The organism is Pseudaminobacter salicylatoxidans, from assembly GCF_003148475.1.
Lineage (GTDB): Bacteria > Pseudomonadota > Alphaproteobacteria > Rhizobiales > Rhizobiaceae > Pseudaminobacter > Pseudaminobacter salicylatoxidans.
The window spans coordinates 57,554-79,727 of the sequence record NZ_QGGG01000018.1; the positions used below are offsets into that span (position 1 = coordinate 57,554).

A 22,174-nucleotide genomic window follows, 5' to 3' on the forward strand; every position below is an offset into this window, starting at 1 on the left:
GATCAGGCTCCCAAACGCTCACGGAGCGCGATCATGGTCAATGCGGCGCGGGCGGCAAAACCACCCTTGTCACCCTCGTGGCGGCGCGCACGAACCCATGCCTGCTCGTCGTTCTCGACGGTGAGGATGCCATTGCCGACAGCAAGCGATTCCTCGACGGCGAGATCCATCAGCGCACGGCAGGATTCATTGGCGACAATGTCGAAATGATAGGTCTCGCCGCGAATGACTGTGCCCAGCGCAACGAAGCCATCATAGTCCGTACCGCCTTCTTCCGCACCATCCAGGGCAAACGAAATCACTGCCGGGATTTCAAGCGCGCCCGGAACCGTCACCACTTCGTAAGTGGCGCCGGCCTCGTCCAGCGCCGCCTTTGCGCCTTCCAGCAATGCGTCGGCCAGATCGTCATAGAAACGGGCTTCGATGATGAGCAGATGGGGTGGTCGTGTACTGGCCATATTGGTCTCCGGAAAGGCGGTGACTTAGGCCGATGCGGCCAACTTCGCAAGCTCAACGTTGCCCGTTGTGCCCTGGAGGTGGATATCCATGCTGCAGCGCCCCTCTGCTGGAATGGTTTCCGGTGCGAAGTTCGAAGCCATTGGGAATGTTTTCCAACATGGTGCGGGTCAGGAAAATTGGAAGGCGACTGTCGGGTCGGGAGCCCGGAAAGCGTCATCACGACATGCAGCAACCAATGGGAGGAAACTCGAATGGGCAGAACCGCAGCAATTCTTGTGGCAAGGCTGATCTTCGGCGGCGTGTTCGTCATGGCCGCAGCCTTCAAGTTCGCCGGCATGGATTCGACCGCTGGCTATATCGCGTCGGCCGGCTTTCCGTTCCCGCTGCTTCTGGCATGGATCGCCGCATTCTTCGAGGTGGGGCTGGCTATCGCGCTGCTCACTGGCGCCTTCTTCTCGGAGGCCGCACTGCTCGCAGCCGCCTATGTGCTGTTCCTGGCGCTTGCCTTTCACGGCCCGTCCCGCTGGGAAGGCAATCAGGCCGAATTCGGCTTCTTCATCGACCATTTCACCTTCATTGCAGGCCTGCTGTTCGCGGCTGTTCATGGCCCCGGCGACAGGTTGGCCATCAGGAAAAGCTATTTGTGAAATGGCACCGCGGCTTTCGCAGGCACCTTTCAAGTCGCTTCGGCTGCTTCCGAAAGTCGCGCGGCATAGCGGGCCATGGTGTCGACCTCGAGATTGACCTTATCGCCAACCTTGCGCTCCCCCCAGGTCGTGACCTGCAGCGAATGGTGGATCAAAAGCACGTCGAACCGGGTTCCATCCACCTTGTTGACCGTGAGCGACGTGCCGTCGAGCGCGACCGACCCCTTGGGCGCGATGAATTTCGCGAACTCACGCGGCGCTTCGAGGGTGAAGCGCACCGCATCGCCCTCGTCTTTACGCACCACGATCTCGGCCATGCCATCGACATGGCCCGAAACGATGTGGCCGCCGAGTTCATCGCCCACCTTCAGAGCCCGCTCGAGGTTCAGCCGGCTGCCGGCCTTCCATGACGAGGCGGTGGTGAGGCGCAGCGCTTCCTCCCAGGCTTCCACTTCGAACCAGCGGCTGTTGGACTCGGCTTCAGGCAGCGCGACCACGGTCAGGCACACGCCGCTGCACGCGATCGATGCGCCGATGGCGATGGTCCTTGGATCGTAGACGGTATCGATGCGCAGCCGCACACCCTCGCGCAACGGCGAAACGGAAGCAACGGAGCCGATATCGGTGACAATTCCGGTAAACATCAAAAACCTCTCGTCCATTCGGCGTAAACGTCGTCGCCGAAACGTGCCTCACGCACCAGGCGGAACCCGGCCGGGATATGGTCGCGATCGACCGGAGCCGCAATGCCGTCCGCCCCGAGACGGCCCGGCCCCTGGAAGATGACGATGCGGTCGACCATGTCGTCGGCCAGCATGTTGCGCGCGGTTTCGGCGCCACCCTCCACCATGACATTCATCATGCCCTGCGCGGCAAGGTCTTCCAGCAGTTCGGGTAGCGCGATGCGCCCCTCGAACGTGTCGGTCGCCAGAAGCCTTACGCCGCGCGCGGCCAGTGCCGCCTTGCGCGCCGCATCGGCTTCCGGGCCGGCAGCCACGTAGACCGGAACGGATTCCGCCGTGCGCACCAGCCTGGTGTCGGGCGACAGTCTGGCCTGCCGGTCGAGAACGAGGCGTAGCGGCGAGCGGTCTTCGAGCCCCGGCAGCCGTACCGTCAGTTCGGGATCGTCGGCGAGCGCCGTGTTGATGCCGACCACGATCACATCGGCCTCGGCGCGCATCAGATGGACCTGCCGGCGGGAAGCCGGCCCGGTGATGGCGATCTGCCCCTCGCCCGGTCGGCCGATCATGCCGTCAGTCGAAAGCGCCAATTTCAGCGTCACTTGCGGCCGCTGCTTCACGGAGCGGGTCAGATAGCCTGCCAGTTGGTCGTTTGCTTCGTCGGCCAGAACACGCTCGACCACCTCGATGCCCGCGGCGCGCAGGATGGCATAGCCTTTCCCGGAAACGCGCGGGTCGGGGTCGCTGGCCGCGCCGACCACGCGGGCTATGCCGGCATTGACAAGTGCATTGGCGCAGGGCGGCGTGCGGCCGTGATGGGCGCAGGGCTCCAGGGTCACATAGGCGGTGGCGCCACGCGCCTTGCCTCCGGCCTCGGCCAATGCCTCGGCCTCAGCATGCGGCCTGCCGCCAATCGCAGTCACGCCACGCCCGACGATCACCGGGCCATTGCCATCATCGCGCACGATCAGCGTGCCGACCGCGGGGTTGGTTCCGGTCAGCCCGGCATGCTTGCGCGACAGCCGCAGGGCCGCCGCCATGAAGCGGCGGTCGCTGGCCGCCTTATCCGCGTCAGCACCTGCCATTCGTCAGCTCTCTTCGTCCTCGCCCTTCAGTTCGCCGAGCACATCGTGGAAATCCTTGGCTTCGCGGAAATTGCGATAGACGGAGGCGAAGCGGACATAGGCGACGTCATCGAGCGCCTTCAGTGCCTCCATGACCAGCCGACCGATTTCGCCGGTGGTGACTTCGGTCTCGCCGGAGCTTTCGAGCTGGCGCACGATGCCGGTGACGGCGCGGTCGATGCGCTCGGGATCGACATTGCGCTTGCGGCAAGCAATCTCCACAGAGCGCAGCAGCTTGTCGCGGCTGAACGGGACCTTGCGGCCGGACTTCTTGACCACCACCAGATCGCGCAACTGCACGCGCTCGAAAGTGGTGAAGCGGCCGCCGCAATCCGGGCAGACCCGGCGCCGACGAATCGCCGCGCCATCTTCAGCGGGGCGCGAGTCTTTGACCTGGGTGTCTTCGGATTGGCAATAAGGGCAACGCATGGAAATCTGGCTCGCGATTCTTTCAAGGCTGGAAGCTAGAGCCTTTCAGCTCAGGTAGGAAGCGCCAAGGCCGAAATCCAATGCTGTTCTCCCTGTGAACGGTCAGTATCTTGCATCGGCACTGGAAATTTCCACCAACCCTTGTGTGTCGGGGTCAATCGAGACACGCACTCCGCGTGAAGCACCTGAACAAGACAGCCGGAAAACAAAACGGCCGCCGTGAACTCACGCGGCGGCCGTTCCGGAAACCAGATGGCGTAAAACTTACCCGAGATAGGGATAAAGCGGGAAGCGATCGGTCAGCGCGACGACCTTGTTCTTCACCGCGGCCTCGACAGCGGCGTTGCCCTCGTCGGAATTGGCCGCCTTCAGCCCGTCCAGGACTTCGGCGATCAGATTGCCGATCTCGCGGAATTCGGCCTCGCCGAAGCCGCGCGTCGTGCCGGCGGGCGTGCCGAGACGGATGCCGGAGGTGACGAACGGCTTTTCCGGATCGAAAGGAATGCCGTTCTTGTTGCAAGTGATGTTGGCGCGGCCGAGCGCGGCCTCCGCGCGCTTGCCCGTTGCGTTCTTCGGACGCAGGTCGACCAGCATCAGGTGGTTGTCGGTGCCGCCCGAAACGATGTCGAGACCGGTGCCCTTGAGGCTGTCGGCCAGCGCCTTGGCGTTGGAGACGATGCTGGCCGCATAGGTCTTGAAATCGGGCTTCAACGCCTCGCCGAAGGCCACTGCCTTGGCGGCGATGACGTGCATCAACGGGCCGCCCTGCAGGCCGGGGAACACCGCCGAGTTCATCTTCTTGGCGATTTCCTCGTCATTGGTCAGGATCATGCCGCCACGCGGACCACGCAGTGACTTGTGCGTGGTGGTGGTGACGACATGGGCGTGCGGCAGCGGCGACGGATGCTGGCCACCGGCGACGAGGCCCGCGATATGGGCCATATCGACCATCAGATAGGCGCCGATCGAATCGGCGATCTCGCGGAAACGCTTCCAGTCCCAGATGCGCGAATAGGCGGTGCCGCCGGCCAGGATCAGCTTGGGCTTGTGCTGCTGCGCCAGCTTCTCGATTTCGTCCATGTCAAGCAGATGGTCATCCTTGCGCACGCCGTAGGACACCGGCTTGAACCACTTGCCCGACATATTGACCGGCGAGCCGTGGGTCAGGTGGCCGCCCGAATTGAGATCGAGCCCCATGAATGTGTCGCCCGGCTGCAGCAGCGCCAGGAATACGGCCTGGTTCATCTGGCTGCCCGAGTTGGGCTGGACGTTGGCGAACTTGCAGTCGAACAGCTTCTTGGCGCGTTCGATGGCCAGTTCCTCGACCACGTCCACGAACTGGCAGCCGCCATAGTAGCGCTTACCCGGATAGCCCTCGGCATATTTGTTGGTCAGCACCGTTCCCTGCGCCTCGAGCACGGCGCGCGACACGATGTTTTCGGACGCGATCAGCTCGATTTCATGACGCTGGCGACCGAGTTCGTTGCGGACGGCGCCATAGATTTCGGGATCGGCATCCGCGAGCGTGGTGCCGAAGAAGGATTCGGTGGGCTGATATTCAGCCGAGTCTCTTGCCATGTCGGGTCAATCCTTACTGTGTGGGCCTGTCGTAACGGCAACGCCGTTTGCGGCGCGCATTAGCACACTTGCAAGGCAGTGGCCACGTTCGCGCCCGCGAAATTTCATGGTCCCTTTGCGCCAGACGCCCGGCGAAAAGAAAAGGCCGCGCCAGACGGCACGGCCTTTGTCTGAACGACACCCTTCACGCCCTTACTGGGCCGAGGAAATCTGCAATTCCTGCGCGCCGTCCTTGCCGTAGATGTCATCACGGAACTGGACGACATGATCGCCGGTGGACCAGGCACTGACATAGGTGAAGTAGACAGGCACGGGATTGGTGACGGGGACCGGCGTGGAAACGCCGGACTTAATCGCCTGTTCGAAATGCTGGCGGTCCCAACCGGGTGTATCGCGCAGGATCCAGGTGACGAGGTCGCGCACATTCTGCACGCGCACGCAGCCGGAGGAATCGAAACGCATAAGCTTGCCGAACAGGCTCTGCTGAGGCGTGTCGTGCATATACACGCCATCCGGGCTCGGGAAGTTGATCTTGACCGAGGCCATGGCGTTGATGGCGCCGGGATCCTGACGGAAACGGTACTTCGCCGCCTCCTCGGTCGACCAGTCGATGCTCATCGGATCGACCTCGCTGCCATCCGGTGCGAGCAAGCGGATATTGTTGTCCTTCAGGTAGTTCGGATTCTTGCGCATCAGCGGAATGATGTCCTTGCGGACGATCGACACCGGCGCGTTCCAATAGGGATTGACGACGATTTCGTTGATCTTGGAATTGACCAGCGGCGACTGGCGATCAACCTTCCCGACGATTGCCGTGTGGCGCAGAATCACGCGGTCGTTTTCGACCGCCTCGACCTGGGCCGCCGGAATATTGACGTTGACATAGCGTTCGCCGAGCGTGCCGGCCTGCTTTTGCAGGCGCGTCAGGTTGGTTTCAAGCTGACCAAGCCGCACCGGCGCGCTGATATTCATTGCCGCATAGCTGTATTGGCCGAGCACACCGTCCGCCGGCAGGCCATGACGGGCCTGGAACCGCTTCACGGCCGCATCGACATAGGTGTCGAAAGCGTCGGAAATGCCGGCGCGTTGCGACAGGTCGCCCGAAACCATAAGGCGCTTGCGCAGCACCTGAACGTCCGGATCGTTGACGCCGAGCTGCAATTTCTTGGTGGCAGGAACGACCGGCCAGCCGCCCTGCGCGACGATGTTCTGATAGTCGACGATTGCCTGCTGGACATAACCCACGGTGCGCGGGCTGAAGATCGGAAGCGTCGAGGCCACCTTGCCGCCATCGCTGGCGCGGGCATCGAACGTGTCGTCCCAATTGCCACGGCGCGAAGATTGCAGGATCTCGTCCACGACATTCTGCGCGCTTGCGCTACCGGTCATGGCGGTTACTGCAAGCATTCCGGCCGTGGTGAGAAAGGAACGTCTGGTCGTGTTCATGGGCATTCCTGACATCTATCCTGCATTGCGCCGATCAGGCGAAGCTGCCGGTATATTAGGGTGGCACCGTTAACAATCAGCCAACCATATCCGGCATCTCTGCGCCGCGCGCTATTTGCTTCGGAGTTCCCCCGCGCCGCGCAATCCCTCGCATTCGGCCGGTCCAGTTCATCTATGCCAACACCATCCGAATATGGCGGCAGCGTGGCCATAGCCGACAAGAATGCATCGGACCAGACAAAAAGAGAGCCGATGCGGCAGGTCGCATCGGCTCCGACTGGAGATTGCAACATCTGGCCGCGATCGCTGCCGCCGCGGCTCATGACAGGTCCTTCCCGCGCCGCAACGGCTCAGCGAAGAACTCCGCCGGATCACATGCGATAGGCGATGGTGTCGTTCCAGAAGCGATCCAGGCGCTGCAGTGCGCGGTTCATCTGCTGGAATTCTTCGGTATTGATGCCACCAACCTGCTCGATCGAGCCGATATGGCGCTCATAGAGCTTGGCCACCACTTCGGCGACTTCCGTGCCCTTGTCAGTGAGGCTGATACGCACGGAGCGGCGGTCGATGCGCGAACGCTGGTGATTGATGAAACCGAGCTCCACCAGCTTCTTGAGGTTGTAGGAAACGTTCGAGCCCAGATAGTAACCGCGCGAGCGCAGCTCGCCGGCGGTCAGCTCCGAATTGCCGATGTTGAATAGCAGCAGCGCCTGGATGGCATTGATGTCGCTGCGGTTGTTGCGCTCGAACTCGTCCTTGATCACGTCGAGCAGACGGCGGTGCAGCCTTTCGACCAGCTGAAGGGATTCCAGATAGAGGGAACGGATCGAGTCACGACGCTCGTCGGACGTGCTGGCAGGGTTCACCGCAAGACGGGAATTGGTCATGGTCTTTGCCTCTCGTTTGTCGCCGTGGTGATTGTTTGTTTTTCTCACCTTGATCGCGACACTAGACCCGACCGATAAAATTCGACTTAAACACCAGGCTTAACAACGCCTTACCCGGAGCGACCTTGCCCGGAGGGTTAACAAAGGGCGACCCGGAGGGGCTCTGTTAACCTTGCCGCTCCGACTGTCTTTTCTGCAGGAAGATCACCAATCGGAACGCCAGGTAGACAAGCGCGACGAACGCGTGCGAGACGATGACCGCCATGCGGCTGCCGAACAGATCGGGGAAGCCCACATACATGACTATCTCCGTCATCGCGCAGATCGCCCATATCACCGGCCCCCATGAAACCAGCATCCACAGGCCGATCGCCGCGAAGGGATAGAACACGGCCAAAATGGTGGCCGCCACCTGCCAGTAGACCGGCATCAGATCGAAGCGCCACAGCGGCGCTTCGTAAAAACCGATCAGCCGCACCCAGTAGAGCGCCCCGAACATCAGGCTGTAGGCCGATATGACGCGCAGGAACCATACGAATGTGGTCTCGGCAGCGGTGGGCTCGGCAACGCCCGCCGACCTGGCCAGTTCATGGCTCACAGCGGAAGCTCCCCATCCTGCAACGGCTCGAAATAGGCGTCGATCCGGCTCTGTTCGATCTCCTCGAACGAAGCCGGTCGCCACGCAGGCTTTCCATCCTTATCGATAATTGCGGCCCGGATGCCTTCATAGAAGTCATGGCCCTGCAACATCCGGTTGAGGATGCGGAATTCCATGCGCATGCACTCGTCCATATCGAGCGCGCGGCCGGCCGTGATCTGACGGAAAGCCACATTCAGGCCGGTGGGCGAACGGCTGCGCAGGATTGCCAGCGTGCGCGCGGCGAATTCATCACCGGAAGCGGCCGTTTCCAGGCTTTTCATGATCTCCTCCAGAGACGGGCGTGAAAAATGCCGTGCAATCCCTTCCAGCACCCCTTCCGGCGTTTCGCGCTGCGCGGGCACAAAGGCCTCGCGCAATGCCAGGTCGGCATCCCCGGTCTCGGCCAGCCGCTCCACGATGCCATCCAGATATTCGGCCCGTGTGGTGTGCGTCGCCACGCCCGACCAGAGCGCATCGCCGCAGCGGATGCGGTTTCCAGTCAGCCCAAGATACATGCCGAAATATCCGCCCAGGCGGGGCAGGAAATAGCTGCCGCCCACATCCGGGAAAAAACCGATGCTCACTTCAGGCATGGCAAACTGGGCATTCTCGGTCATGACCCGGTGCGAGCCGTGACAGGATACCCCGACGCCTCCACCCATGACGATACCGTCGATCAGCGCCACATACGGCTTGGGAAAGCGCGCTATGGTGGCATTGAGACGATACTCGTCGGCAAAGAAGCCCACCGGGGGGTTGCCGGCCAGCCCGGCATTGTAGATGTCGAGGATATCGCCGCCGGCGGAAAACGCCCTGCCCTCGGCCTTGATCGCCACCACGTCGACATCGGGATCGTCGCGCCACGCGTCGAGCGCCTCGGCAAGAGCGCGGATCATGGTATGGTTGATCGCATTCAGCGTTTTCGGCCGCGTCAGGGTTACGAAACCCGCTTTCCCCTTGCGTTCGAAGCGAATGTCGTCGCCACCGCCAAAATCCATACGCAGAATCCCTTACCCAGTCAGCTGGAAGCCTAACAGCTACGGATTGCGGACAGATGCGTCAATGTTTCCACGACCTGGCCCCATGCCTTCGGGTGGTTATCACAGAAAGCGCGTGTTAAAAGCCCGATCAAGCTTTACAAGCTGGAGATTACCCCCATGAACAAACTGACCAGCCTGAAACCTGCGGGCGCACGTTCCGTAGACGAAATCACCGGCAGCAGGCGGCTTCGACGCATGCGCAAGGCCGACTGGTCGCGGAGGCTGGTGCAGGAAAACCACCTTACGGTCGACGACCTGATCTGGCCGATCTTCATCGTTGACGGCAAGGACCGTCGCGAACCCGTGCCGGCCATGCCGGGCGTCTTCCGGCTCTCGATAGATCTGGCGGTCAAGGAAGCCGAACGCGCCGCCAGGCTCGGCATTCCGGCAATCGCCACCTTCCCGAATGTGGAGATGAGCCTGCGCGACGAAACCGGCTCGCACATTCTCGATCCGCAGAACATCATCAACCGCGCCTCCAGCGCCATCAAGGCGGCGGTGCCGGAAATCGGCATCATCACCGATGCCGCGCTCGATCCTTTCACCAGCCACGGCCATGACGGCATTTTGCGTGACGGCATCATCGTCAACGACGAGACGGTGGAACAGGTTACGGCCGCGGCCGTGCTGCAGGCGGCTGCCGGCTCCGACATCATCGCCCCCTCGGACATGATGGATGGTCGTATCGGCGCGATCCGCGACGCGCTTGACGCCAACGGTTTCCAGGACGTGGCGATCATGTCCTATGCCACCAAGTTCGCCTCGGCTTTCTACGGCCCGTATCGCGAGGCGATCGGCACGCAGGGCCTGCTTCAGGGCGACAAGAAGACCTATTACATCGATCACGCCAACAGTGACGAGGCCGTGCGCGAGGCCGAGCAGGATCTCGCCGAAGGCGCCGACATGCTGATGGTCAAGCCAGGCCTGCCCTATCTCGACATCATCCGCCGATTGAAGGACGAGTTCCAGATGCCGACCTTCGCCTATCAGGTATCGGGCGAATATTCGATGATCAAGGCAGCAAGCGCCAATGGCTGGATCGACGGGGAAAAGGCGATGCTGGAAAGCCTGCTTTCCTTCAAGCGCGCCGGCTGCGACGGCATCCTCACCTATTTCGCGCCGGAAGTGGCGCAGATGCTGAAAGGCTAGCCGTTCGTAGCGGCCAGCTGCTGGATCGGGGACGGGAAAAGAGCGAATTTCTTGAATCGCTGCCGGCGTTCACCATTTCTAGGTGGATCAATGCCGGCGGCTTTCCCGCCCTCGACAAGGAAAATGCACATGGCCACACGCGTTCTCGACGGCGAAATCATCACCACGCGGCTGGACGACGTCCGTGCCTACGAAGGCGTGCTGACGCGTCGGATCGTCGCCTTCTGCATCGACTATCTGATCATCGGCCTGCTGATGATCCCCTTCGCCATTCTGGTCTTCTTCCTCGGCATCATCACGTTGGGCCTCGGCTGGGGCCTGTTCGGCGTGCTGTTTCCTCTGGTTGCCATCATCTATGTCTGGAACACGCTTGGCGGCCCCAATCAGGCCACCACAGGCATGCGCATGATGGGTGTCCGCCTCGACAGGCTCGACGGCCGCCCGGTGGACGGCCTGCTGGCCGTGGTCCACACCGTGCTGTTCTGGGCCGGTAATGTGGTGCTGACGCCGCTCATCCTGCTGGCCACGCTGTTCACCGACCGCAAGCGCACCGTCCACGACCTGCTGCTCGGCACCGTGGTGACGCGAAGCGACCGCTAACTTGGCCTTGCGACCCGTTTTGCGCGGATTTGTTCCGCGCAGACCTCACTACCGGCAATATCCGGTTGAAATTTCTGCTGGTGCGGCCAAGGTATATGCGTATAGGGATTCATACGCATATTGGCAGCGATGACGCACCATCCGACCCAGTCTCCGCAGTTCTTCCTGACAGCGCCTTCCCCATGCCCATACATTGACGGTCAGTTCGAGCGGAAGGTGTTCACCCACCTTGTGGGCGACAAGGCGTCCGAAATGAACGACCTGCTGACTCAGGGAGGATTTCGCCGGTCGCAGAACATCGCTTACCGTCCTGCCTGCGAATCCTGCCGCGCCTGCGTTTCCGTGCGCATCCTCGCCAACGAATTCGAGCCCACCCGCAGCATGCGCCGCGTACTGCACGACAATACCGACCTGATCGGCGACATTCGCGACGCCGAACCCTCCAACGAGCAATATTCGCTGTTCCGCAAATATCTGGATGCCCGCCACCGCAAGGGCGGCATGTCGGACATGACCGTGCTCGATTACGCCATGATGGTGGAGGACACCCACGTCAACACCAAGGTAATCGAATACCGCCGACGCGGACCGGACAGTTTTATCACCGGCAAGGGACGCGGCGAACTGATCGCAGTGGCGCTGACCGACATCATGGCCGACGGCCTGTCCATGGTCTATTCCTACTTCGACCCCGACTTGGACGAACGTTCGCTCGGCACCTTCATGATCCTGGATCACATCAACCGCGCCCGCGCCGCCGGCCTGCCCCATGTCTATCTCGGCTATTGGGTCAATGGTTCCCGCAAGATGAGCTATAAGGTACGCTTCACGCCGCAGGAGCATCTGGGGTCGAAGGGCTGGGAACGCTACGTGCCTGACGCCGTCTGACAGGCTTCAGGGTTCCGAAGGCCAGAACATGTTGTCCTGACCCATATTTTGCGGAGCCTTTCGTCTTGTCCCAGAAAATGTCCAGTCACGCGAAAGGCCTCGCGCTGACCGCCTTCGGCGGCCTCATCCTCACCGTGGATATTCCGCTTATCCGCCTCGCCAATGGCGACAACTGGTCGATCCTGTTCCTGCGCACGGGCACCACCGTCATTGCCGCCATCATCATGTGGGCGATATGGCGCGCGCTGACCCCCAACGCGCCCAGGCTGCTGCCCGGCCGCATCGGGGTCGTGGTCGCGGCACTTTACGGACTGGGCTCGATCGCCTTCATCACCGCCGTCTACAACACCTCGACCGCCAACCTGGTGTTCATCCTGGCCTTCAACACCATGTTCGCGGCACTGCTGTCATGGATATTCCTGAAGGAGCGCCCCCGCCCGATCACCATGATCGCCATGCTGTTCATGATTCTCGGCGTGCTCATCATCGTCGGGGATTCGATCGGCACCGGCCAGGTGTTCGGCGACCTGATGGCGCTGACCGCGGCTTTTCTCCTCGCATCCGCAATCACCATCTCGCGCGCCAGCGGCAAGGACATGGGCTTTACCTCGCTGGTCGGGGTGATCCTGCCCTTTGCCGTCGCCTCCTTCATGATCTCGAAGGGCGGTCTCAACGTCGAGGCGCCCTTGTGGATCATCCTCAACGGCGCGCTGGTGATGCCCATCGCCTTCTTCTGCCTTGCCAATGGGCCGAAATATCTTTCCGGTCCCGAAGTGGCGATGTTCTATCTGCTGGAAACGGTGCTGGCGCCGGTCTGGGTCTGGATGATCTTTGCCGAAGTGCCCAGCCGCAACAGCCTGATCGGCGGCGCTATCCTCATCGTGACCCTGATCGTGCATTCGCTCTATCAGTTGCATGCCGGACGGCGGCGCTCTCAACTCGCCGTCCCGCATTCGGTCTGAAGCCGCTCAGCGGTGTAGCGGGAGAAGCGCCCTTACCCGCGGGTCGCGCAGATAAAGCGCACCCCAGGCCATGATGCCGAGATAGACGCCGAACAGCGTATGGCTGAACAGCGGATTGCCGATGCGTATATGCGTGGCGATCGCGCCGCCGAGATAGCCGGTCAGCAGGACCGCGCCGAGGACCGACGTGCGCGGGATTGCATAGAGAATGGTGCAGATCAGAGTGAGTACGCCAAGCAGGCGGGCCATGGAAGCCGTGACCGGCCAGCCGAGTTCTGCCATCGTCTGAGTGACCACCTCCAGCGGAAACAGCTTGATGATCGCATCGAACGCGAGGAATAGGATCAACAGGCCGCTGATGATCCAGCTTGCCCAATAGGCACGGCTGGAAACGAAATCCCGATTGGCTTCAGTGCTTTGCACGACGGCTTGCATGTGTCTCTCCCTTTGATGGTCCAACGGATCGGGAACGATCCGCGTTTGTGGAAAGGACGCATCAAAGGGAGGCCTGCCGACATCCCCCCGAACTTTTTATCGTTTTCCGGGGCGGCGTGGAAAAGCCGCGCCGATCCGTATCAGGCCGCGCTGGCGAGCAGGCTGGCGTTGCCGCCGGCTGCCGTGGTGTCCACGCAGACGGCGCGCTCATGCGCATAGGCTGCCGGATAGATCACCTCGCTCACCAGCGGCACGATGGGTCCCTTGCGGGCGGCGAGCGCCCTGCGAATTTCCCTGGCGCGCCCGGCATCGCCCGCGAACACGACGACATCGAGGTCGAGAGAGGCCAGCGCTTCGGCCGGCGCCTCGCCATCGATTGTCACGAGCGGAAGCCCCTTTCCGGCCAGCGCGTGCAGCGCAGCGGACGCGCCCGGCGCAACCGCCAGCACGGCGTTTCCGGCCGCCAGAGCCTGCACGGCCTGCGCCAGCAGCGTTTCGGCATCCGGCCCCAGGCAGAGCACGCGCCCACGCGGGGTCAGCGCCAATGTGTTGGCTTCGCCTGTCGGCCCGGGCAGGTCCACCTGGCCGTAGTCGAGCGTTGCCGCGGCCGCGATTGCCACTGCACCCTTGCCACGCAAATGCTTGCGCAAACTCGCGATGCGGTCGGCCGACTGCCTCCATTCGGAACTGACCCGCGGGAAGCGCGAAGCAAGCTCGCTGGCCGCTACCGACTTAGCCGGGGCTGCCTCGACGCTCGCAGCGGCTGGGCCACGCCGGAAACGGCGCAGATAGTGCGGGCCGCCCGCCTTGGGTCCGGTTCCGGAAAGCCCCTCGCCGCCAAAGGGTTGCGACCCGACGACCGCACCGATCTGGTTGCGATTGACGTAGATGTTGCCGGCATGGATGCCATCGACAAAATGCTGCACGCGTCCCTCGATACGGGTATGCAGGCCGAAGGTCAGGCCGTAGCCCCTAGCGTTGATGTCGGAAATAACCTTGTCGATCTCGTCGGCTTCGAAAGTCGCCACGTGCAGCACCGGGCCGAACACCTCGCACTCCATCTCGCCGATGCCCGAAACGCGGAAGATATGCGGCGCCACGAAGCGGCCGTCTTCAGGCGCGTCGAGCCTGGCGAGGAGACGACCCTGCTCTTCCATCTTCGCAGTGTATGCGCGGATTCCGTTCTGCGCCTCCTCATCGATCACCGGGCCGACATCGGTGGAAATCCGCCACGGATCGCCCACGGTCAGTGCCTCCATCGCGCCTGTCAGCATGTTCAGCACCTTCTTCTCGACGTCCTTCTGGACATAGAGAACACGCAGGGCCGAGCAACGCTGTCCGGCACTCTGGAAGGCCGAACCAAGGATGTCGCGCACCGCCTGTTCGGGCAACGCCGTGGAATCGACGATCATGGCGTTGAGGCCGCCGGTTTCGGCTAGCAACATCGCATCCGGCGCGGCGGTCTCGGCAAGCTGCTTTTCGATGATCTTGGCGACTTCCGTCGAGCCGGTGAAGCAGACACCGGCAATGCGCGGATCGGCCGTCAGCGGGGCGCCGACGGTCGGCCCGTCGCCGGGCAGAAGCTGGATCACATCCTGCGGAATGCCCGCCTCGCGCATCAACTCGACAGCGCGATAGGCGATCAGGGGCGTTTGCTCGGCCGGCTTGGCGATCACGCTGTTGCCGGTGACGAGTGCCGCCGCGATCTGGCCGGTGAAGATGGCGAGCGGGAAATTCCAGGGCGAGATGCAGACCATGACGCCGCGCGCCTCGGTCCCGGCCTCGGCCCTGGTCGCCTCGGAAGCGTAATAGCGCAGGAAATCGACCGCCTCGCGCACTTCCGCCACGCCATCGGCCAGAGACTTGCCGGCTTCGCGCGTGGCAAGTGCGAAGAACTCGACCGCATTGGCTTCGTAGAGATCGGCAATGCGGCGCAGGATTTCGGCGCGTTCGGCAACGGCGCGCGCAGCCCATGCCGGCTGCGCTTCAACCGCGATGCGCACCGCCTCGGAAACTTGTCCGGCGCTCGCCTCCACCACGGAGCCGACGACCTCGGCCGGCCTGGCGGGGTTGACCACCGACCGCTTCACGCCGTCGCCAGCGGCACGGGTGACAGGCTTTGCGTGCCAGCGGTCCGCACCGGCAAATTCCTGCCGGGTCTTGTCGATTGCCGCAAGCGTCACGGTATCGGTGATATCATAACCCTTGGCGTTGGGGCGGCCGGCACCGAAGATGGCCAGCGGCTGTGCAATGGCCGGGTTGGCGGCCGGTCCCTGAGTGGCCACAGTCTCGAACGGATCGCGGGCGATCTCCTCCGGCTTGACGCTCTCGTCCGTGAGTTGATGGACGAAGGAGGAATTGGCGCCGTTTTCGAGCAGGCGACGAACCAGATAGGCAAGCAGGTCCGAATGCGCACCGACCGGCGCATAAATGCGGCAGCGCGTGCCCTCGGCCTTGCGCACCGTCTCATGCAGCGCCTCGCCCATGCCGTGCAAGCGCTGGAACTCGAAGGAGTTGCGGTCGGGCGCCATGGCAAGGATCGCGGAAACGGTGTGCGCATTGTGGCCGGCAAACTGCGGATAGATGCGATCGGTCATCGACAGCAGCTTCTTTGCGCAGGCGATGTAGGAAACGTCGGTGTTGGACTTGCGCGTGAACACCGGATAGCCCTCGAGGCCCAGCACCTGCGCGCGCTTGATTTCGGTGTCCCAATAGGCGCCCTTGACCAGCCGCACCATGATCTTGCGGTCGAGTTTCTGTGCCAGCGCATAGAGCCAGTCGATGGTGAAGGCGCAGCGCGGCCCATAGGCCTGCACCACGACGCCGAAACCGTCCCAGCCTTCGAGCTGCGGATCGGCCAGCACGCGCTCGATGACGTCGAGCGACAGGTCGAGCCGGTCGGCCTCTTCGGCATCGATGTTGAGACCCATACGGGCATTTTTCGCGGCAACGGCCAGCGACAGAAGCCGCTCGGCCATGACCGGCAGCATGGTTTCCCGCTGCGCTTCCTCGTAACGTGGATGGATGGCAGAGAGCTTCACCGAAATGCCGGGATTGTAGCGGATGTCCTGCCCCCTGGAATGGATGGCAAGTGCCGCGATGGCGTCGGCATAGGCGCGCAGATAGCGCAGTGCATCTTCCTCGGTGCGGGCCGCCTCGCCCAGCATGTCATAGGAATAGAGATAGCCCTTGGCGAGCATCGAACGGCCGCGCTTGACGGCTTCGGCGATGGTGCGGCCGAGCACGAACTGTTCGCCCATCTCGCGCATGGCCGCCGCCACCGCCTTGCGGATGACCGGTTCGCCCAGCCGGCGCACCATCGCATGTAGCGTGCCGGCAATGCCGTCCTCGCTCTCGTCCAGCACACGCCCTGTCAGCATCAGCGCCCAGGTCGAGGCGTTGACGAAGATGGAGCTGGAGCCGCCGCCATGCGCCGACCAGTCGTGCGGCGCGATCTTGTCCTGGATCAGATCGTCCATGGTCTGCGTGTCGGGCACGCGCAACAGTGCTTCGGCCAGGCACATCAGCGCCACGCCCTCCTTGGTCGAAAGACCATAGGCAGACAGGAAAACCTCCATCAGGCGCGGATCGGTCGAGCCGCGCACCGCCTTCACCAATTCGACGGCGCGGGCGGAAATCGCCTTGCGCTCGGCCTCGCTCAAACCGGCGTCCTTGACCAGTCGCGCCAGCGCCTGTTCCTCGTCGGGAAGGTAGTTGGAACGGATTTGCTTGCGGATCGTGTCGAGCAATGGAGCGGTCATGGACATCCTGCCAGAATATAGGGTTGTGACAGCGTCGATGCCTATCATATCCCGGATCGCAAGGCGGCCCAAAGGATTGGACGAAATAGGCTGAACAGCCTATAGATAGCCACTCATTTCCACTATTTAAACCGCATATTATCCAATGAAAGACCAACTGGACCGCATAGACCGAAACATACTCGCCGCCCTGTCGCGCGACGGCCGGCTTTCCATGGCCGAGCTTGCAGCGAAGGTCGGCCTGTCGAAGACGCCTGTGCAGGCGCGCGTGAAACGGCTGGAGCAGGAAGGCTTCATCCGGGGTTATTCCGCGGTGGTCGACCACGAGCGCATGGGCGAAGGTCATGTCGCGTTCGTGCAGGTAAAGCTTTCCGACACGCGCTCGGCCGCGCTCGACGCTTTCAACCGCGCTGTGCAGGATGTGCGTGAAATCGAGCAATGCCACATGATGGCGGCGAGCTTCGACTACCTTTTGAAAGTCCGCACCAGGGACATCGCCGCCTATCGCCGGGTGCTTGGCGAGCGTATCTCCGGCCTGCCCCATGTGGCGCAAACCTCGACCTTCGTGGCGATGGAAACCGTCAAGGATCGCTAGGCGGACGGGTTTTCGCGCCATACCCATGGTCAGCGCACAGGCAGCGCTATACAACAATTGTAGTTGTGGTGAGGAGGTGCGCATGGCGGACGGGATCGCGGCGATCGGCGAATGCATGATCGAACTTTCCGGCCAGACCGGGCACACCTGGCGCATGGGCTATGCCGGCGACACCTTCAACACCCTCTGGACCATCCGCGCGCTGAGTCCCAGCCATCATGTCGACTATGTCACGGCATTCGGCAACGACCCCTTTTCACAGGAACAGATCGCCTTTTTCCGCGAGCACGACATAGGCGTTGCCAGCAGCCCGGTCGTTCCCGGCGCGCGGCCCGGTCTCTACGCGATCCGGCTGGAGGGCGCGGAGCGCTCCTTCACCTACTGGCGCAGCGATGCCGCAGCGCGGCAACTCGCCAGCAATCCCATCGCCCTGGCGAAAAGCCTTGAAGAACGGACACTTATCTACTTTTCCGGAATCACTTTGGCAATTCTGGACACAGCCGGCCGGCGCACCCTGCTGCAAGCGATTGCGGCCGCGCGCGCGCATGGCTGCCACGTCGCTTTCGATCCGAACTACCGCCCGCGGCTGTGGCCGGATACTGCGACCGCACGCGCGGCAATCGATGAAGGGCTGAAGGTCGCCGATCTGGCTTTGCCAACTTTCGCCGACGAACAGGACCTCTACGGCGACGCCTCCCCCGAAGCCACGCTTGAACGGCTTGAGCGTGCAGGCGTGGCCGAAAGCGTCGTGAAGAATGGCGAACGCGAGGTGGTGATTTCCCACTACGAGAACATCTTCGCCGTGCCGGCGACACGGGTTGAGGCGCCCATCGACACCACCGGCGCGGGCGACGCCTTCAACGGCGCCTATCTTTCAGCGCGACTGCTCGGGCAATCGCCGAAGGATGCGGCCCGCCGCGCTCATCGTGTGGCGGCAGCGGTCGTGCAGGTGCGCGGTGCGCTGGCGCCGTTTGAAATTCTCAGGCTTGCCTTCGAGTTATAGGCGACCCGGAGAATCAGCCCGGCCGGAAGCGGTATTCGGTGATCTGCCGGTACATCTGCCCCGGCCAAAGCGTAGCCTGAGGGAAATAAGGCCTGTTGGGCGAATCCGGCCAGATCTGCGGCTCCAGGCATAAGCCCGCATATGGCTGGTAGCGGCGTCCACCCAGCCCCCGCGCATCGGTCGAAACATGCTGACCGATATAGAACTGGATGCCCGGCTCCGTCGTCCATACCTCCATCTCCACGCCGGAGGACGCGCCCTGTATCCAGGCCGCCTGTTTCAGCGGTCCGCGTGCGGAGGTAAGGCAGAAATTATTGTCATAGCCGAGTTGCTCCCCTTCGATTTCCATGCGCACCGGTCGCGCCTGACGAAAATCGAACGGCGTGTCATCCACCGGGCGCACCACGCCGGTGGGGATCCTTTCCGCGTCGGTTGGCAGATAGGCAGCCGCATTCAGCATCACGCGATGATCGAGAACATCTCTGGTGCCGCCGTCCTCGAGGTTGAAATAGGAATGATGCGCGAGATTGCAGAGCGTCGGCTCCTCGCAGGTCGCGGTCAGCTCTATCGACAACGTGCCCGGAATTTTCAGCCGATAGGTGCAGCGCACATCGAGCGCGCCGGGAAAACCCATCTCTCCATCCGGATCGTGAAGGCCCAGCGTAACGAAATCCGGCCCATGCACAAGCACGTCCCAGACGCGGCGCCCGAAACCATTCGAGCCACCATGCAAGCCGTGCGCGGGACCCGACGGATCGATCTGGCAGCGCCGGCCTTCGAGCGTGAAGCGGCCATCGCGGATGCGGTTGGCACAGCGCCCGACGACGGCGCCAAAATAGGGCGAGAACAGCGGATAGTTGGCGAACCGTTCGAAACCGAGCACCAGCGGCGCATCATGGCCGGCAAGGCGCAGATCCTGCACCACCGCGCCCCAGCTGATGATCCTGGCTGAAAGTCCGCCACCGGCGATGTCGAAGCGCCGGACGGACTGTCCGTCATCCGTCGTACCGAAGACCTTGCCACCTGACATGCCCCGCTCCGGTCACTGAAATGAAAAACGGACGCGACCATGCGGCCGCGTCCGTCTTGATGTCAAGCGATAGGCTCAGAGCCCTGAAGATCAGAGGCCGAGGCCGCCGATGCAGACATATTTGGTATCGAGATAGTCGTCGATGCCCTGATGGCCGCCTTCGCGGCCCAGGCCCGATTCCTTCACGCCGCCGAACGGTGCTTCCGGCGTGGTGATGAGGCCTTCATTGACGCCGACCATGCCGTATTTCAGCCCTTCCATCACCCGGAAGGCGCGGCCGAGATCGCCGGTGTAGAAGTAGGACGCAAGGCCGAACTCGGTATCGTTGGCGAGCGCAACCGCCTCTTCTTCCGTCTCGAACTTGAAGACCGGCGCGATCGGGCCGAAGATTTCTTCCTTCATGAACTTCATGTCGGTCGTGGCGCCCGAAATGACGGTCGGCTCGAAGAAGGAACCGCCCAGCGCATGGCGCTTGCCGCCGACGACGACCTTGCCGCCCTTGGCGGTGGCGTCCTCGATGAACTCCTCGACCTTCTCCACCGCCTTGCCGTCGATGAGCGGCCCCTGCTGCACGCCGGCCTCGAGGCCGGAACCGACCTTGAGCTGGGCCGAAGCAGCCGCGAACTTCTCGACGAATGCGTCATAGACGCCCGCCTGCACGAAGAAGCGGTTGGTGCATACGCAGGTCTGGCCCGAGTTGCGGTACTTGGCCATGATGGCGCCCTCGACCGCGCGGTCGATATCGGCATCGTCGAAGACCAGGAACGGCGCATTGCCGCCAAGTTCCATCGACACCTTCTTGACCGTCGAAGCCGACTTCTCGATCAGCATCTTGCCGACCTCGGTCGAACCGGTGAAGGTGATCTTCTTGACCAGCGGGTTGGTGCAGATTTCGTCGCCGATCGCGCTGGCCGCGCCGGTGACGATGTTGACCACGCCCTTCGGAATGCCGACTTCCTCGCACAGCGCGCCCCAGGCAAGGCCCGAATAGGGCGTCTGGGCGGCCGGCTTGACGACGGCGGTGCAGCCGGCGGCAATCGCCGGGCCGATCTTGCGCGACAGCATCGAGGACGGGAAGTTCCAAGGCGTGATGGCGGCGATGACGCCGACCGGCTCGCGCGTCACCAGGACGCGGCGATCCGCCCACGGCGAAGGCACGACGTCGCCATAGGCGCGGCGGGCTTCCTCGGCGAACCAGAGCACATAGGCCGCCGACGAGCCGATCTCACCCTTGGCTTCGGCCAGCGACTTGCCCTGCTCCATGGTAAGCAACTCGGCCAGCGCATCCTGATTGTCCATGATAGCGTCGTGCAACTTGCGCAGCAGCTTCGAGCGCTCGAGCGCCGAAGTCTTGCGGAAGGTCTTGAAGGCCTCGTTGGCGGCTTCGATGGCGCGGCGCGTTTCGGCAGCGCCAGCATAAGGCACCGTGCCGATCTTGAGCCCGGTGGCCGGGTTGATCACATCAATGGTCTTGCCGGAATCGGCCTGAACCCATTCGCCATTGATGAGGTTTGCCTGGCGCATGAAATGGCTGGTTTTCTGGAGCATTCGTCTCGCCTCTCGTACGACGCGTCGCAACGCGCCGATATCCTCTGGAATTCGTCATAACCGGCAGGCCCTTGCCCGCCGGAGTGGTGCCGGTCGATGTTTGCGCGATGTGCCATGAATATATGGCCCTCCCCGCAAGCGCGCCACCTCTTTAACTCACGTAAAGTAACTGGATCAATCTCCTTGTGCCATGACCTTATGGTCCAGAGCTATCCGAATGTCGCCTGCGCGATCGTCAGCCAGAAGGCGGTGGTGACGGCGGCGCATGCGGTGGCGATCGTCATCTGGTTGGAGGCCAGTGCCTGTCCGGTGCCGAGTTGCGTGGCGATGAGATAGGAATTGACGCCGGATGGCAGCGCGGCGGCCGCGACCACAACCTTGGCCGGCACAGGCGGCAGGCCGAGCAGCAGCGCCATGACCAGCGCCACCGCGGGCATCAGTATGAGCTTCAGGCCGGAAAGCGCGAAGGCGGGTTTGACATTGCCCGAAATGCCGAACTTGCGCAGTCCGAGCCCCATGGCAAAAAGCGCCAGCGGACCCGCGATCCCAGCGATCGCATCCGTAAGCCGCAGCGCCAGCCCGGGCACGGGAACCCCGGCAAAACGCCATGCGAGGCCGGCGAGAATCCCGACGATCAGCGGATTCTTATAGAGCCGGCGCAGGAAGTCCCGAGCCATCTGCAGCGGATGGACGCGCTCTCCCCCGCTATCACCGAACAGCTCGAACATGATGATAGAAGCTGCCAGCATCGTCGGCAGATGCACCGAGATGATCAGCGACAATATGTCGACCCCCTGCTGGCCGAACACACCGAGCATGAAGGGAATGCCGAGCAGGAGCAAGTTCGAGAACGCGGTCGAGACGCCGCCGACCACGCCCACCTGCGCGTCCCGTCCGAAACCGCGCGTGACGACGAGATGGCCCGCCGTCCAGGCAACGATCACCGCGCCAAAGTAAGTCATCCACAATGCCCAGGGCATCGCACCATGAAAATCGGCGCTGACCATTGTGCGAAAAAGGAGGATCGGCAGCGCCACGCCAACGGCGAACTGCGACAGCGCATCACCCGCCTCCGCTTTCAGATAGCCCGTCAAACCGGCCAGATAGCCAAGCGCCACGAGGCTGAAAACGAACAGGACGGTTTCGATCATCGGAGACATTCCGGGGTCATAGGCGAGCCGCCGGTCCCGCGCAATCGTCCAATCCGGATGACAATGCTGCAGCCCCCAGGGGAATGGGGGCTTGGGGGCATGCTTGCCTTTCATCCGGCTTT

Annotated in this window: 22 protein-coding genes; 7 read left to right on the forward strand and 15 right to left on the reverse strand. The window is 62.7% G+C overall.

The genetic code is table 11. The features are described from left to right. Nucleotides 1–2: 2 nt before the first annotated feature. A complete protein-coding gene (gene ribH / locus C7441_RS20405) occupies nt 3–458 on the reverse strand; it encodes a 6,7-dimethyl-8-ribityllumazine synthase (protein ID WP_019173574.1) in 456 nt (151 codons plus the stop codon). A 252-nt stretch (nt 459–710) separates the two neighbouring features. On the opposite strand from ribH, the gene C7441_RS20410 reads away from it, so the two are divergent. Continuing rightward, nucleotides 711–1,106 (forward strand): DoxX family protein, encoded by a 396-nt coding sequence (locus tag C7441_RS20410; protein WP_109614438.1) that lies wholly within the window; start codon nt 711–713, stop codon nt 1,104–1,106. 29 nt (nt 1,107–1,135) lie between these two features. On the opposite strand, the gene C7441_RS20415 is transcribed toward C7441_RS20410, so the two are convergent. The 9 genes from C7441_RS20415 to C7441_RS20450 all read right to left on the reverse strand — a co-directional run bounded on the left by C7441_RS20415 (nt 1,136) and on the right by C7441_RS20450 (nt 8,888). Continuing rightward, nucleotides 1,136–1,750, reverse strand: coding sequence for a riboflavin synthase (locus C7441_RS20415; RefSeq protein WP_109614439.1), 615 nt, complete (start codon nt 1,748–1,750; stop codon nt 1,136–1,138). Further along, nucleotides 1,750–2,871 carry a bifunctional diaminohydroxyphosphoribosylaminopyrimidine deaminase/5-amino-6-(5-phosphoribosylamino)uracil reductase RibD gene (gene ribD, locus C7441_RS20420; protein ID WP_109614440.1) on the reverse strand — a complete coding sequence of 374 codons (1,122 nt, stop codon included), beginning with the start codon at nt 2,869–2,871 and terminating at the stop codon, nt 1,750–1,752. Before ribD ends, C7441_RS20415 begins: the two co-directional genes overlap by 1 nt. 3 nt (nt 2,872–2,874) lie before the next feature. Beyond that, nucleotides 2,875–3,339, reverse strand: a complete 465-nt coding sequence (gene nrdR / locus C7441_RS20425) for a transcriptional regulator NrdR (RefSeq protein WP_019173569.1) — start codon at nt 3,337–3,339, stop codon at nt 2,875–2,877. 264 nt (nt 3,340–3,603) lie between these two features. After that, entirely contained in the window at nt 3,604–4,917 is a 1,314-nt protein-coding gene (gene glyA / locus C7441_RS20430; protein ID WP_019173568.1) for a serine hydroxymethyltransferase, read from the reverse strand. Nucleotides 4,918–5,109: 192 nt separating this feature from the next. Then, the gene (locus C7441_RS20435) at nt 5,110–6,363 is read right to left on the reverse strand and encodes a L,D-transpeptidase family protein (protein ID WP_109614441.1); all 1,254 of its coding nucleotides are present in this window, start codon (nt 6,361–6,363) and stop codon (nt 5,110–5,112) included. After that, on the reverse strand, nt 6,360–6,686 hold the full coding sequence (locus C7441_RS23865) for a hypothetical protein (RefSeq protein WP_146201534.1): 327 nt from the start codon (nt 6,684–6,686) through the stop codon (nt 6,360–6,362). The genes C7441_RS20435 and C7441_RS23865 overlap by 4 nt, the downstream gene beginning before the upstream one ends. A 48-nt stretch (nt 6,687–6,734) precedes the next feature. Next, nucleotides 6,735–7,250, reverse strand: a complete 516-nt coding sequence (gene ldtR, locus C7441_RS20440) for a transcriptional regulator LdtR (protein WP_019173566.1) — start codon at nt 7,248–7,250, stop codon at nt 6,735–6,737. Between the two features lie 166 nt (nt 7,251–7,416). Then, on the reverse strand, nt 7,417–7,848 hold the full coding sequence (locus C7441_RS20445) for a DUF6163 family protein (protein WP_109614442.1): 432 nt from the start codon (nt 7,846–7,848) through the stop codon (nt 7,417–7,419). Beyond that, complete coding sequence (locus C7441_RS20450; protein ID WP_109614443.1) at nt 7,845–8,888, reverse strand: enoyl-CoA hydratase/isomerase family protein; 1,044 nt, start codon at nt 8,886–8,888, stop codon at nt 7,845–7,847. The genes C7441_RS20445 and C7441_RS20450 overlap by 4 nt, the downstream gene beginning before the upstream one ends. Before the next feature lie 159 nt (nt 8,889–9,047). Between C7441_RS20450 and hemB the strand changes: the two genes are divergently transcribed. The 4 genes from hemB to C7441_RS20470 all read left to right on the forward strand — a co-directional run bounded on the left by hemB (nt 9,048) and on the right by C7441_RS20470 (nt 12,529). Then, the gene (gene hemB / locus C7441_RS20455; RefSeq protein WP_109614444.1) at nt 9,048–10,079 is read left to right on the forward strand and encodes a porphobilinogen synthase; all 1,032 of its coding nucleotides are present in this window, start codon (nt 9,048–9,050) and stop codon (nt 10,077–10,079) included. 129 nt (nt 10,080–10,208) lie between these two features. Continuing rightward, a complete protein-coding gene (locus C7441_RS20460; protein WP_019173562.1) occupies nt 10,209–10,679 on the forward strand; it encodes an RDD family protein in 471 nt (156 codons plus the stop codon). 129 nt (nt 10,680–10,808) lie between these two features. Continuing rightward, nucleotides 10,809–11,567 (forward strand): arginyltransferase, encoded by a 759-nt coding sequence (locus tag C7441_RS20465; RefSeq protein WP_026060678.1) that lies wholly within the window; start codon nt 10,809–10,811, stop codon nt 11,565–11,567. 77 nt (nt 11,568–11,644) lie between these two features. After that, entirely contained in the window at nt 11,645–12,529 is an 885-nt protein-coding gene (locus C7441_RS20470; RefSeq protein ID WP_019173560.1) for a DMT family transporter, read from the forward strand. Between the two features lie 6 nt (nt 12,530–12,535). Here C7441_RS20470 and C7441_RS20475 read toward each other — a convergent pair whose 3' ends face one another. Then, nucleotides 12,536–12,964 (reverse strand): DoxX family protein, encoded by a 429-nt coding sequence (locus C7441_RS20475; protein ID WP_109614445.1) that lies wholly within the window; start codon nt 12,962–12,964, stop codon nt 12,536–12,538. A 140-nt stretch (nt 12,965–13,104) separates the two neighbouring features. Further along, nucleotides 13,105–16,731 carry a bifunctional proline dehydrogenase/L-glutamate gamma-semialdehyde dehydrogenase PutA gene (gene putA / locus C7441_RS20480; protein WP_210205683.1) on the reverse strand — a complete coding sequence of 1,209 codons (3,627 nt, stop codon included), beginning with the start codon at nt 16,729–16,731 and terminating at the stop codon, nt 13,105–13,107. Nucleotides 16,732–16,870: 139 nt separating this feature from the next. Here putA and C7441_RS20485 point away from each other — a divergent pair, with 139 nt between their 5' ends. After that, on the forward strand, nt 16,871–17,320 hold the full coding sequence (locus C7441_RS20485; protein ID WP_109614446.1) for an Lrp/AsnC family transcriptional regulator: 450 nt from the start codon (nt 16,871–16,873) through the stop codon (nt 17,318–17,320). An 82-nt stretch (nt 17,321–17,402) separates the two neighbouring features. Further along, nucleotides 17,403–18,323, forward strand: a complete 921-nt coding sequence (locus C7441_RS20490; RefSeq protein ID WP_109614447.1) for a sugar kinase — start codon at nt 17,403–17,405, stop codon at nt 18,321–18,323. A 13-nt stretch (nt 18,324–18,336) separates the two neighbouring features. On the opposite strand, the gene C7441_RS20495 is transcribed toward C7441_RS20490, so the two are convergent. The 3 genes from C7441_RS20495 to C7441_RS20505 all read right to left on the reverse strand — a co-directional run bounded on the left by C7441_RS20495 (nt 18,337) and on the right by C7441_RS20505 (nt 22,061). Then, complete coding sequence (locus C7441_RS20495) at nt 18,337–19,353, reverse strand: aldose epimerase family protein (protein WP_109614448.1); 1,017 nt, start codon at nt 19,351–19,353, stop codon at nt 18,337–18,339. A gap of 90 nt (nt 19,354–19,443) precedes the next feature. Continuing rightward, the gene (locus C7441_RS20500) at nt 19,444–20,901 is read right to left on the reverse strand and encodes an NAD-dependent succinate-semialdehyde dehydrogenase (protein ID WP_109614449.1); all 1,458 of its coding nucleotides are present in this window, start codon (nt 20,899–20,901) and stop codon (nt 19,444–19,446) included. Between the two features lie 209 nt (nt 20,902–21,110). After that, nucleotides 21,111–22,061 (reverse strand): AEC family transporter, encoded by a 951-nt coding sequence (locus C7441_RS20505; RefSeq protein WP_109614450.1) that lies wholly within the window; start codon nt 22,059–22,061, stop codon nt 21,111–21,113. Nucleotides 22,062–22,174: the final 113 nt, after the last annotated feature.